The 12,339-nt window shown below is 69.3% G+C and carries 13 protein-coding genes; 8 read left to right on the forward strand and 5 right to left on the reverse strand.

Going from position 1 to position 12,339, the window contains the following annotated elements; translation table 11 throughout:
- Positions 1 to 38: 38 nt before the first annotated feature.
- From EJ105_RS26365 to fae, 3 genes are all read right to left on the reverse strand, one after another.
- Entirely contained in the window at positions 39 to 734 is a 696-nt protein-coding gene (locus EJ105_RS26365; RefSeq protein ID WP_250168683.1) for a ChrR family anti-sigma-E factor, read from the reverse strand.
- A complete protein-coding gene (locus EJ105_RS26370; RefSeq protein WP_250168684.1) occupies positions 731 to 1,312 on the reverse strand; it encodes a sigma-70 family RNA polymerase sigma factor in 582 nt (193 codons plus the stop codon). Before EJ105_RS26370 ends, EJ105_RS26365 begins: the two co-directional genes overlap by 4 nt.
- A gap of 242 nt (positions 1,313 to 1,554) precedes the next feature.
- A complete protein-coding gene (fae, locus tag EJ105_RS26375; protein WP_250168685.1) occupies positions 1,555 to 2,094 on the reverse strand; it encodes a formaldehyde-activating enzyme in 540 nt (179 codons plus the stop codon).
- A gap of 188 nt (positions 2,095 to 2,282) precedes the next feature.
- On the opposite strand from fae, the gene EJ105_RS26380 reads away from it, so the two are divergent.
- Positions 2,283 to 2,426 (forward strand): hypothetical protein, encoded by a 144-nt coding sequence (locus EJ105_RS26380; protein ID WP_024278335.1) that lies wholly within the window; start codon positions 2,283 to 2,285, stop codon positions 2,424 to 2,426.
- Positions 2,423 to 3,382, forward strand: coding sequence for a site-specific tyrosine recombinase XerD (locus EJ105_RS26385; protein WP_250168686.1), 960 nt, complete (start codon positions 2,423 to 2,425; stop codon positions 3,380 to 3,382). Before EJ105_RS26380 ends, EJ105_RS26385 begins: the two co-directional genes overlap by 4 nt.
- Positions 3,383 to 3,595: 213 nt before the next feature.
- Here EJ105_RS26385 and EJ105_RS26390 read toward each other — a convergent pair whose 3' ends face one another.
- Positions 3,596 to 4,171, reverse strand: a complete 576-nt coding sequence (locus EJ105_RS26390; RefSeq protein WP_250168687.1) for a nitroreductase family protein — start codon at positions 4,169 to 4,171, stop codon at positions 3,596 to 3,598.
- Positions 4,172 to 4,489: 318 nt separating this feature from the next.
- Here EJ105_RS26390 and EJ105_RS27935 point away from each other — a divergent pair, with 318 nt between their 5' ends.
- From EJ105_RS27935 to EJ105_RS26405, 3 genes are all read left to right on the forward strand, one after another.
- Positions 4,490 to 5,434: a hypothetical protein gene (locus EJ105_RS27935; protein WP_284145660.1), complete on the forward strand. Its 945-nt coding sequence runs from the start codon at positions 4,490 to 4,492 to the stop codon at positions 5,432 to 5,434.
- Between the two features lie 32 nt (positions 5,435 to 5,466).
- Positions 5,467 to 5,829 carry a c-type cytochrome gene (locus EJ105_RS26400; RefSeq protein WP_250168688.1) on the forward strand — a complete coding sequence of 121 codons (363 nt, stop codon included), beginning with the start codon at positions 5,467 to 5,469 and terminating at the stop codon, positions 5,827 to 5,829.
- Between the two features lie 167 nt (positions 5,830 to 5,996).
- On the forward strand, positions 5,997 to 6,686 hold the full coding sequence (locus EJ105_RS26405; RefSeq protein WP_051679323.1) for an outer membrane protein: 690 nt from the start codon (positions 5,997 to 5,999) through the stop codon (positions 6,684 to 6,686).
- 64 nt (positions 6,687 to 6,750) lie between these two features.
- On the opposite strand, the gene thrS is transcribed toward EJ105_RS26405, so the two are convergent.
- Positions 6,751 to 8,727, reverse strand: coding sequence for a threonine--tRNA ligase (gene thrS, locus EJ105_RS26410; protein ID WP_250168689.1), 1,977 nt, complete (start codon positions 8,725 to 8,727; stop codon positions 6,751 to 6,753).
- 457 nt (positions 8,728 to 9,184) lie between these two features.
- On the opposite strand from thrS, the gene EJ105_RS26415 reads away from it, so the two are divergent.
- The 3 genes from EJ105_RS26415 (at position 9,185) to EJ105_RS26425 (ending at position 12,088) form a co-directional block, all read left to right on the forward strand.
- Positions 9,185 to 9,817: a L,D-transpeptidase gene (locus EJ105_RS26415; protein ID WP_250168690.1), complete on the forward strand. Its 633-nt coding sequence runs from the start codon at positions 9,185 to 9,187 to the stop codon at positions 9,815 to 9,817.
- Between the two features lie 38 nt (positions 9,818 to 9,855).
- Complete coding sequence (locus EJ105_RS26420) at positions 9,856 to 10,869, forward strand: amino acid ABC transporter substrate-binding protein (protein ID WP_029559042.1); 1,014 nt, start codon at positions 9,856 to 9,858, stop codon at positions 10,867 to 10,869.
- A 172-nt stretch (positions 10,870 to 11,041) separates the two neighbouring features.
- Positions 11,042 to 12,088 (forward strand): MBL fold metallo-hydrolase, encoded by a 1,047-nt coding sequence (locus EJ105_RS26425; protein ID WP_250168691.1) that lies wholly within the window; start codon positions 11,042 to 11,044, stop codon positions 12,086 to 12,088.
- Positions 12,089 to 12,339: the final 251 nt, after the last annotated feature.

Below are 12,339 nucleotides of genomic sequence, written 5' to 3' on the forward strand. Positions count from 1 at the left end.
AGCCCGCGCGGCGTTTGAGCGAAGAAACGCCCGACCCCTCAGATAAACGGCCGCGTCACCATGCCGAGCAGGCCGCGGAAGCGGATGCGGCCGTCGAAGGCGGCGAGGCAGATGCATTCGCCGTCGTCGTCCACGCGGGGGGAATGGTCCACGTCGCCATCGCATTCCACCAGATCGCCGGGGCCGTAATGGCCATCGGGGTCGCTGAAGCCACCGCAGATCACGTGGGTGAATTCCAGCCCCGCATGGGTGTGCTGGGGAATGGCCCGCCCCGGCGCGATGCGGAACAGCAGCACCTGCGCGTCCGGGTCTTCTTCCAGATGCACGAGGCCGAGCCGCACCCCCGGCGCCACCGGCACCAGACGGCCGATGCGGCGCGACGCAATGGCCGGCGGCAGCACCACGCCGGGCGGCAGCTTCAGCCCCTCGGGCAGCGGCCAGCGCTTCGGCGATGGTGCTCCGGCGGCTTCCGCATGATGGAGCGCAGCGGGATTACGGCGTGGGGAGAGGCCGTCGAGCCGCGCCAGTGCGCGGTCAAGCGCATCGGGGGCGAGGGCGAGGGGTTCGCAGGTGTCCAGCAGCGCGCCGCCGACGGACATCAGCCGCGCCACCGTCGCGCGGCATTCGGGACAGCCGTCGAGATGCACATCCACCAGCAGGCGGGGACCGGCCGGCAGCGTGCCCGCCGCGTAGCGCAGCAGGGTCTCGGTGCCGGGATGGGTCGAAGCACTCATTTCAGGTCTTCCAGCAAAGCGCGCAGACGATTGAGCGCGAGGCGCACGCGCGACTTGGCGGTGCCCAGCGGAATGCCCAGCTCCTGCGCGATCTGCGAATGGGGCTTCTCCTGAAAGAAGGAGAGGCGGACGATGGTGGCCTGTTCCTCCGACAGCTTGGCGAGGGCGGCGCGCACCCGCGCTTCCCGCTCGGCGGTCATGAGGATGGTCTCGCCCGAGGTCTCGTCCACCTCGTCCTCGTGCGTCTCCGCTTTGTAGGTATCACCATAGCGCTCGCGGCGCTTGAGGTCGATGGAGAGGTTGCGGGCGATGGTGAAGATCCAGGTGGAGGCGGCGGCGCGGGTGGGGTCGAAATAGGCCGCCTTGCGCCACACCGTCAGCAGGGTTTCCTGCGCCAGCTCCTCGGCGGCATTGGCCGGGAGCCCGCTGCGCACGAGATAGGATTTCACCCGCGGCGCGAAATGGCGGAACAGCCGGCCGAAGGCCTCGCGATCGGCCCGCGTGGCGATGGCGACGATGAGCGCGCTCAGCTCCGCCCCTGAGGCGGCGACCCGTGGCTCGGCAGGCTGGACGCTCATGGCGCTCGCTCCGCCCGGACGAATGCCGCCGTTGGGCACCGTTCGGGTGCGACGCGGCTTCGGCAGTTCGACGATGAGACTGGGCTCGGCGACATTCATGCTCTCGATACGCGGCACGCGGCCGGGCGGATGACGGGGCCGGCCCGGAAAAATCGGCCGGACCCGCCCCCCTGACCACCGGCGGAAGCCGGACCCTAGCCGAGCGGCGGGTCCGGCTCCACCAACGTCACCGTGACCGCGCGTCAGTACTCGATGACGCCCTCGAGGGCGTAGTGCTTCACGCTCTTGCGGTTGGCGATCAGCTTGTCGATGGACGGCTCGCCCTTGAGCGCGCGGGAGATGGCGAGCTTGGTCGCCTCGTAATTGGTGCGGTAGAGGTCAGCCTTGTCGAGGTTGGGGTCCTCGGCGCAGCGGGGGTCCAGCCACACCATGATGATCATGGCCAGCTCGTCCACCTGGTCCTTGGGGATGATGCCCTCGCTGACGCAATCGACGATGGCGTCGCCCATGGCCGCCTGCACCACGCCGCCCAGCAGTTCCACATATTCGGCGGTGTGGATGGTGGCCTTGGTGGTCATCATCGTCGCGGGGCGCACCATCTGGTTGAGGTCGCGCACCACGAACATGCGGGTGTGGCCCTGCACCTGCCCCATCATGGAGGCGAAGGCCTGACCCACCGGGCCGCGCACCGAGCCGATCAGTACTTCCGGCATGGCATCCGTCGCCTGCCCGTCCGCCGCCAGCACCGTCGCCTCGCCCGCCTTGAACCAGATGTCGCTCATCATTTCCTCCTTGTTGGGAGGCGGCAGCAAAGCACCCGCCGCCCCGCCCGTCCAAGGCGACGCTGCGTCGCTGGTGCCGAAAGGCATGGGGACAGCGCCTCGCCTTGAACGGCGGCGCGGGCCGTGGCACCTCTGGCGAAAGAGGGGTGCCCGCGGGCGATTCGCGCCCGCACCTGATGGAGGCAGCGATGCCCACGCTCTTCCGCATTCTGGTGGTGCTGGCCGTGCTCGGCGGCCTCGGCTATGCCGCTCTGTGGGCGCTCGCCACACGGGTGGAGCCGCAGGAGCGGGAACTCTCCTTCACCGTCGCCCCCGAAAAGATCGGCAAATGACCACGCCCGGCGCGCCGGCCCAGGGCCCGCTCGCGCTGTTCCTCGACATGCAGGCGGTGGAGCGCGGCGCGGGCGCCAACACGCTGGACGCCTACCGGCGCGACCTGACCGACCTCGCCGAGTTTCTCGCCCCCCGCGCCATCGCGACCGCCGACACGCAGGCCATCCGCGACTGGCTCGCCGATCTCTCCGCCCGTGGCTACAAGGCCACCACCGTGGCGCGGCGCCTCTCCGCCGTGCGCCAGTTCTTCCGCTTCCTCTATGCTGAGGGGCATCGGGGCGACGATCCCGCCGCCGTGCTGGAAGGCCCAAGGCGCGGGCGGCCCCTGCCCAAGGTGCTGACGGTGGAGGAGGTCTCCACTCTGATCGAGACCGCCCACGCGCGTGCGGCGGAGGTCCCGGCGGCGGAGGGGGAGGCAGCAGCCAAGGCGCGCGCGGAGATGCTGAAGCGCCGGCGCACCGCCGCCGTGGTCGAACTGCTCTACGCCAGCGGCCTGCGCATTTCCGAACTGGTGTCGCTGCCGGCCGCCGCCGCGCGGGCCAAGGGCGATGCCATCCTCGTCACCGGCAAGGGGCGCAAGGAACGGCTCGTGCCCCTGTCCGACCCCGCGCGGACGGCCATGGCCGCCTATCTCGATGCGCGCAAGGCGGCGGGGCTGGAGGCGTCGCGCTGGCTGTTTCCGTCTTCCAGCGAGAGCGGCTACGTCACCCGCCAGCAGGCGGCGCGGGACCTGAAGGAGCTGGCACTGGCGGCCGGGCTCGACCCCGCCAAGCTCTCCCCCCACGTGCTGCGCCACGCCTTCGCCAGCCATCTTCTGGCGCACGGCGCGGACCTCCGGGTGGTGCAGACCCTGCTCGGCCATGCCGATGTCTCAACCACCCAGATCTACACCCACGTTCTCGACGAACGCCTCAAGAGCATGGTGCGCGACCTGCATCCGCTGGCGGATGAGTGAGGGGGGAGGCCCCCCGGTTCCCCGGACAAGCGACGGCGCCGCCGGAGCGCCGATCCGGGGTCCAGCGCAAGAGTTCCCGCGCAGCGGGGCAAAGCCCGAGGGCGGCGGGATCAGGAAGCGCCTGCGGCGGCGCCTTGCGCTGGACCCCGGCTTGCATTCCGTTGGCGCTTCATGCGTCCGGGGTGCGAGAGCGGGTGATGCGTGCGCGCCCCCTCAGAACCGCGTCACCACAGCCGCGAGGGGCGGGCGAGGGCGGTCTTCCAGCTTCTGGGTGGCGGTGCCGATATAGATGAAGCCGACGAAGCGCTCGAACTCTTCGAGGCCCAGCGCCGCGCGGGCGTTGGCGTCGTAGGTCGTCCATTCGGTGAGCCAGGTGGCGCCGTAGCCCAGCGCCGCGCAGGCGACGAGGATGTTCTGGCAGGCGGCGGCCGCCGACAGCAGCTGCTCGTATTCCGGGATCTTCACATGCGGCGCCGCGCGCGACACCACCGCCACCACCAGCGGCGCGCGCAGGAAGCGGGCGCGCTCGTCCTCCAGCCGCTTCTCGCCGACGCCGGGATCGGATGCCGCGAGCGCCTCCGCCAGCAGGGCGCCGGCCCGGTCGCGGCCGTCCCCCTCCAGCACGATGAAGCGCCAGGGGGCGAGCTTGCCATGGTCCGGCACCCGCGCGCCGATGGTGAGGATGGTGTCCAGCTCCTCCGGCGAGGGGCCGGGGGCGACAAGATCGATGACGCGCGAGGAGCGGCGGGCGGCGAGGAGGGCGATGGTCTCGGGGCTCACAACAGTCATGGGGCAATGGCTTCCGATGAAAGGGGTCCGGGGCAATCTACAGAGGGCCCGCCCGGGAAGGAACCGCGCGGGCGCGGCGGCAACCGGCCGCAGGCTGACGCGGCGGGTGACTTGAATCCGCCCCGAATTTTGTGCACGTCAGGAGGCATGATCCGCTTCGCTCGTGCTTTCCCTCGCCTCCGCCGCCCCGGACCGGCCGCCCCGGCCGCGCGGATGCTGGCGGCCGGGCGCGCGATGCGGGTGGTTGTGCTGGGTCTCTGGGCCGTGATGGCCCCCCTGGGGCTCGTTGCGGGCACAGGGCCGGCCGCGGCGCAGTCCATGCAGTTCCTCGGCCCATCCGCCGCGCCGCCGCCCGCCGGGCCGTTCGGTACGCCGCCCGCCGCACGGCCGACCGGCCTGCCTCCGGGCCTGCCGCCGCCGCCCGGACAGCCGGGTCCCTCGGCGCAGGCCGGCCAGTCGGGTCGCGAGCCCCATGCGGTGCTGCCGCCGGCCCCTCCCGGCAAGGCGGCGTTGGGCGTCTATGCCCGTTTCGGTGCGGAAGGCGGCCCCATTTCGCGCGGCCTCGTCTGGCGCGTCTTCGCCGACCAGCCCGAGGCCTCCACCGGCGCCTTCCCGCTGGTGGCGGAAAGTTCGGAGCACGCGCCCGTCTTCTTCCTCAATCCGGGCGGCTACATCGTCCACGTCAGCTACGGCTTCGCCACCACGGCGCAGCGGGTGCAGATGGGGCCGGTCTCGCGCCGGCAGGCGTTCGACCTTCCGGCCGGCGCCCTGCGCCTCGCCGCCGACGTGGACGACAAGCCGATCCCCGCCCAGAGGCTCACCTTCGACATCTTCGAGGGCTCCTTCCTGCAGGGCCGCACCTCCAGCCAGCCCTATTATCGCGGCGCCGCCGCCGGCGATGTGGTGCTGCTGCCGGAGGGCACCTATCACGTGGTCTCCACCTATGGCGACGCCAACGCCGTGGTGCGCGCGGACGTGATCGTCCAGCCCGGCAAGCTCACCGATGCCACGGTCCACCACCGGGCGGCGCAGATCAGCCTGAAGCTGGTGAAGGTGGCGCACGGCGAGGCGCAGGCCGACACCCAGTGGACGGTCATCACGCCCGGCGGCGACACCATCAAGGAATCCATCGGCGCCTTCCCGACCATCGTGCTCTCGGAAGGCGACTATTCCGTCATCGCCCGCAAGGACGGCAAGAATTACAGCCGCGACATCAAGGTCGAGGCCGGCAAGAATCAGGAGGTGGAGGTTCTGGCGAAGTGACGCCCGGCCGCCATCCCGTCCGGAGGGTTCCCATGGTGCGTTTCTTCCCGCGCGCGACCGGCGTCGTCGCGCTCCCCGCCCTCGTCGCCTTGAGCCTCGCCTCGCCGTTTCTCGCCGCCGCGCCCGCCCGCGCCGCCGACGCCGCGGCCGGGCGCTCGCTCGCCGAGCGCTGGTGCGCCAGCTGCCATGTGGTCGGCACCGCGCCCCAGAGCGCCGCCAGCGACGCCCCCACCTTCGCCGCCATCGCCGCCCGTGACGGCGACGTCTCCGGCGCTCCGTCTGGTTCCTGGCTGGCCTTCCGTCTGCTGAAGCCGCACCCGCAGATGCCGCAGGTCTCCCTCACCCGCACCGAGGCGGCGGACCTCGCGGCCTATTTCGCGACGCTGAGGAAATAATCGGCCCCTCGGCCGGCGCGTGCGTTTCCCAAAAGACACACAAGCGAAACTGTTCAGCTCAAGTTCCCTGCCGCCTTGCGGGGGGTGCGGGTGGGGCCGCATGCTGCACGCGCTGCGTTGCAGCAGTGTCTTCCAGTCCCCGTTGGTCTCTCCCTTGAGGTCGCCCCATGCGCGCTCGTTCTTCCGCCGCCGTAGTCGCGTCGCTCGCCTTGATCCTCGGTGCCCCCCATGGCGCCCTGGCGGCGCCCCCGGTGGAGACGCCGGCCTTTTCCTGGACCGGCTTCACTGTAGGTCTGGACGTCGGATATGCCTGGGCGCAGGCGAGCGGGCAGGATTGCAATTGGGGCCGCAACAAATGCCCGGCCTATTCCACCGGGGCCGACGGCATCGTGGGCGGTGCCTATGCCGCCTTCAACTGGCAGGTGGACCACATCGTGCTCGGCATCGAGGGCGATATCGAAGGGTCCGCAGTCACCGGCACCTCGGCCTTCTCCAGCCCTTTCACCAACTACCTCTACGGCCATGCGGTGGACGAGAGCTGGCAGGCCTCGCTGCGCGCGCGCCTTGGCTATGCATTCGACCGCACGCTCGTCTATGTGACGGGCGGCGTCGCCTATGCCGATGTCTTCAACAATCTGTGGCGGCTGGGAAAATCGTTCCACGCCTACAGCGAAACCCGTCCGGGCTGGACCGTGGGCGCCGGCGTCGAGCAGGCCCTCTCCGATCACTTCACCGCCCGCCTCGAATATCGCTACACCGGCTTCGACAGCTCCGAGAACTCGGTGGGCACCAATTCCACGATCCTGCAGGACCTGAACCAGCAGGCCATCCGCATGGGCATCGGCTACAAATTCTGACCGGTGCGCGCGGCGGGCAGGGCGTGCGGCGGGCGGAGCCTGAGCCCCGCCCGCGCGATCCAGCTTACGCCGCCTTGGCGGCCAGCGTCTTGCGCTTGAGGTCCGGCGGCACGGCCTCGTCCACCAGCGCGGCGATCACCTCGTCCAGAGACCCGGAGGTCTGGGCGTTGGAGCCGAGGCGGCGGATGGAGAGGGTGCGTTCGGCCGCCTCCTTCTTGCCCGCCACCAGCAGCACCGGCACCTTGGACAGCGAGTGCTCGCGCACCTTGAGGTTGATCTTCTCGTTGCGCAGGTCGAGTTCGGCCCTGAGCCCCGCCGCCTTCAGCGCGTCCACCACCTCGGCGGCATAGTCGTCCGCATCCGAGGTGATGGTGGCGACCACCACCTGCGTGGGGGCGAGCCACAGCGGGAAGTGCCCGGCGAAGTGCTCGATGAGGATGCCGGTGAAGCGCTCCATGGAGCCGCAGATGGCGCGGTGGATCATGACCGGCGTCTTCTTCTGGCCGTCCGCATCCACATAGAAGGCGCCGAACCGCTCCGGCAGGTTGAAGTCCACCTGCGTGGTGCCGCACTGCCATTCGCGGCCGATGGCATCCTTCAGCGTGTACTCGAACTTGGGACCGTAGAAGGCGCCTTCGCCAGGCAGGATGCCGGTCTTGATGCGCCCGCCCGACTGGGCCTCGATCTCGGCCAGCACGCGGGTCATCACCTCTTCGGCGTGATCCCACACGGCATCCGAGCCGACGCGCTTCTCCGGCCGGGTGGAGAGCTTCACCACGATCTCCTCGAAGCCGAAATCGGCATAGGTGGAGAGGATGAGATCGTTGATCTTCAGGCACTCTGCCGCCATCTGCTCCTCGGTACAGAAGATGTGGGCGTCGTCCTGGGTGAAGCCGCGCACGCGCATGAGCCCATGTAGCGCGCCGGAGGGCTCGTAGCGGTGCACCGCGCCGAACTCGGCGAGGCGCATGGGCAGGTCGCGATAGCTCTTCAGCCCGTGCTTGAAGATCTGCACATGGCCGGGGCAGTTCATGGGCTTCAGCGCGAACACGCGCTCGTCCTTGGTCTCGTCGCCGGCGGACTGGACCTTGAACATGTTCTCCCTGTACCAGCCCCAGTGACCGGAGGTCTCCCAGAGCGAGTGGTCGAGCACCTGCGGGGCGTTGACCTCGCTGTAGTCGGCCTTCAGCCGGCGGCGCATGTAGGCCACCAACTCCTGGAACAGGGTCCAGCCCTTGGGATGCCAGAACACCGTGCCGGGGCCTTCCTCCTGGAAGTGGAAGAGGTCCATCTCCCGGCCGAGGCGGCGGTGGTCGCGCTTCTCGGCCTCCTCCAGGCGGTGGAGATAGGCGCCGAGCTCCTTCTCGTCCTGCCAGGCGGTGCCGTAGATGCGGGTGAGCATCGGGTTGTTCGAATCACCGCGCCAGTAGGCACCGGCCACCTTCATCAGCTTGAAGGCGGTGCCGATCTTGCCCGTGGAGGGCATGTGCGGGCCGCGGCAGAGGTCGAACCATTCGCCCTGCTTGTAGATCTTCACGTCCTGGTCTTCCGGGATCGCGTCGACCAGCTCGACCTTGTAGTTCTCGCCCTTGGCGGCGAACACGCGCTTGGCCTCCTCGCGCGTCCACACTTCCTTGGTGAAGGGGCGGTCGCGGGCGATGATCTCGCGCATCTTCGCCTCGATGACCGGCAGGTCTTCCGAGGTGAAGGGGGCGTTGCGGGCGAAGTCGTAATAGAAGCCGTTGTCGATCACCGGGCCGATGGTCACCTGCGTGCCCGGCCACAGCTCCTGCACGGCTTCCGCCATCACGTGCGAGCAGTCGTGCCGGATCAGCTCCAGCGCGCGGGGATCGTCGCGGGTGACGATCTCGATCTTCGCGTCGCGGGTGATGGGCTGGGCGAGGTCGGCCAGTTCCCCGTCGAGGGTGACGGCGACGGCCTTCTTGGCGAGGGATTTGGAGATGGCGGCGGCGATGTCCGCGCCGGACGTCCCCTCGGCATAATCGCGCTTGGCGCCGTCGGGGAAGGTCAGGGAAATCATGTCGAAGCTCCTTGCGGCCCACTCCTGCGCACCTCGCAGGTAGGCCTTTTCATTAAGCGCGCCCTTTTAGGCGAGGCCATGGCGCCGCGTAAAGCGCGCCGCCCGACGCCGGGGCCGAACCGGGCGCCCCTGCAAGGCCGGCGACAGCTCCGGACCCGGAAAAACGCGCGATCCACGCTCCGGATACCGTTCAGCAATCCTTCAGGACCAAAATGCTTCAGTGCTTCGGCTGCGTCCCCCCTTTCCCTCGCGCGCGGCCTCGGCTAATCGGAATGCGGGGTCGTGAGTGTTCGCCATGCCGGCGTCGTTCCGGAAAGGTCCAGGGAGGGCCTTTTTTCGGAGGGCAGGGCGGGTCACGCGGGGTGGGAAACCGGTCGGGGCGCCTTGGGGGCGGCACGATCGGGAGGACACCGCTCGACCGGGTTCATAGCCCGGGATGCGTCTAGAAGAGGCCGGCATGATGCCTGTGACGATCAAGACCTTGACCTTCGCCGCCCTGCTTCAGGTGGGCGTGTTTGCCTTTGCGACCGGCGCCAGCGCCCAGGTCGGCCCGCGCGGCGGCCCCGGCGCGGTGATGGACATCGACGAGCAGCCGGGCCTCACGGCGCCGGATGACGACGTCGCCCAGCTCGACCCGCAGTTCCGCCACCAGCCGGTGTACTTCCGCACCACCGAGAAGCCCGGCACCATCGTGATCCACACGAACGAGCGCTTCCTGTACCTGGTGCAGGGCGACAACCGCGCCATGCGCTACGGCATCGGCGTGGGCCGTGACGGCTTCCAGTGGTCGGGCCTCAAGTCCATCGAGCGCAAGGCCGAGTGGCCGGACTGGACCCCGCCGTCCGAGATGATCCAGCGCCAGCCCTACCTGCCGCGCTTCATGGCCGGCGGCCCCGGCAACCCGATGGGCGCCCGCGCGCTCTACATCGGCGGCACCGTCTACCGCATCCACGGCACCAACCAGCCGCAGACCATCGGCTACGCCGTGTCCTCGGGCTGCTTCCGCCTCGTGAACAGCGAGATCATCGACCTCTACAGCCGTGTCCCGGTGGGCACGAAGGTCGTGGTTCGCCAGCAGGCCGCTCTCTGAGAGCGGCCCTTTCCGACACATTTTCACTGGGGGACTTCATGAAGACGATCCTGGCCCTACTGGCCGGCGCGGCCCTTGCGCTCGGCGCAACGGCGGCAACGGCGCAGACCCTCAAGACCGTGAAGGACCGCGGCGAACTGGTCTGCGGCGTCTCCAAGGGCCTCCCCGGCTTCTCCGCCCAGGACGCCTCCGGCAAGTGGACCGGCTTCGACGTCGACGTCTGCAAGGCGATGGCGGCGGCCATCTTCGACGACCCGAACAAGGTGAAGTACGTGCCGCTGACGGCGGACGAGCGCTTCCCCGCCCTCACCAAGGGCGAGATCGACGTGCTCTCGCGCAACTCCACCTGGACGCTGGAGCGCGAGGCCAAGCTCGGCCTGCTCTTCGCCGCCATCAACTATTATGACGGCCAGGGCTTCCTGGTGCGCGACGCCCGCAAGGTCACGTCCGCCCTCGAACTCGACAAGTCCAAGGTCTGCGTCCAGGCGGGCACCACCGCCGAGAGCAACACCAAGGACTATTTCGCCGCCAACGGCATGACGCTGGAGCTGGTGACGCTGCCCACCTCCGGCGAGCTGGTGAAGGCCTACGAGGACGGCAAGTGCGACACGCTCACCACCGACGTATCGCAGCTCTATGCGCTGCGCCTCACCATGGCCAAGCCCGGTGACCACATCGTGCTGCCCGACGTGATCTCCAAGGAGCCCCTCGGCCCCGTCGTCCGCCAGGGCGACGACCAGTGGTTCAATCTGGTGAAGTGGACGGTGTACGCGATGATCAACGCCGAGGAACTCGGCGTCGCCACCAACACCATCGACGCCGCGCTGAAGTCCCAGAAGCCCGAGGTGAAGCGCCTCGTGGGCAATGAGGGCAATTACGGCGAGGAGCTGGGCGTGACGAAGGACTTCGTCGTGCGCATCGTCAAGGCGGTGGGCAATTACGGCGAGAGCTTCGAGCGCAACGTGGGCGCCGCCTCCAAGCTGGGCATCCCGCGCGGCATCAACCAGCTGTGGAGCATGGGCGGCATCCAGTACGCGCCGCCGGTGCGCTGAGCGGGTGCCGGGATCGGCGGTGCGCTGATCCCTGCGGCTAAGCTTTTGGTCCCGCTTACGATTCGAAACGCCGCGCTCGCAGGGATGTGAGCGCGGCGTTTTCGTTCCGGCATCGACCTGCCTTGAAGGCGTGTCCTAATCTCCCGGCGCGTCACGCCCCGAGGAGAATTGGATGACCGAGGTTTCCCGTCGGACCCTTCTGGCCGGTACGGCCGGCATGGCCGGTGCGCTCGCCGGCGCAGTGGGTGGTGCCGCTGCCCAGCAGGCCCCCGCCAAGAATGCCGCCCCGCCCGTCGCCGGCACCCAATCCACCCCCGCCCCCAATCCCGATCCGACGAAGACCGCCAGCGCGATGCAGGTGCCCAGCGCCTATCGCTACAAGGTGGGCGACGTGGTGGTGACGGCCATCTCCGACGGCATGCGCACCATCCCCCTGTCCGACACGTTCGTGCGCAACCAGCCCAAGGACAAGGTGAACGCGGCCCTCAAGGGCGCCTTCCTGCCCGAGAACGAGGTGCCCATCTCCTTCACCGTCCTGCTGCTCGACATCGGCGGGCGCAAGGTGCTCGTGGACACCGGCAATGGCGGGCAGGCCGGCCCCGTGGGCCTCGTGCGCGGCACCCTTCAGGATCTGGAGATCGACCCCGCCTCCATCGATCAGGTGGTCATCTCCCACTTCCACCAGGACCACATCAACGGCCTCGTCCTCGCCGACGGCACGCCGGCCTTCCCCAAGGCCCAGCTCATGGTGCCGGAGAAGGAATGGGCCTTCTGGATGGACGACGGCCAGATGAGCCGCGCGCCGGATGGCCTCAAGGCCGGGTTCCAGAACGTGCGCCGGGTGTTCAAGCCCTTCGAGGGCAAGGTGGAGCGCTACGCCTGGGACAAGGAGCTGGCGCCGGGCCTGAAGGCGGTCGGCACGCCGGGCCATACGCCGGGGCACACCTCCTTCGAGCTGGAGTCGGGCTTCGACACCCTCTTCATCCAGTCCGACCTCACCAATCTGCCGGCCCTGTTCGTCGCCAACCCCGGCTGGCACGCCGCGTTCGACATGGACCCCGCGGCGGCCGAGGCGGTGCGACGCAAGACCTACGATCGCCTCGCGGCGGAGCGCATCATGGTTGCGGGCTATCACTTCCCGTTCCCCGGCGCGGCCTTTCTGGAGAAGCAGGGCGACGGCTACCGCTACCAGCCGGTCTACTGGCGCCCGGTGCTGTGAGGGTCAGGCGGCAGCCGCCTCAGCCCGCCGCCACGATTTTCACCGCCGTCATGGCCGGGCTTGTCCCGGCCATCCACGTGGATCGGCCGGGAATATGTCTTCGGCCATCGCCCAATCGGCGCGACGTGGATTGCATGTTGCGTTGTCGATCCCTTGGGATTGGGATCGGGGACGCCGGCGGGACCTTGCGACGTGGAGGGTCTTGCCGACCGAGGGCATCTCAGGGTCCGCCGGCGTCACGGTCGTCTCGC

The organism is Xanthobacter aminoxidans, assembly GCF_023571765.1.
Taxonomy (GTDB): Bacteria; Pseudomonadota; Alphaproteobacteria; order Rhizobiales; family Xanthobacteraceae; genus Xanthobacter; species Xanthobacter aminoxidans.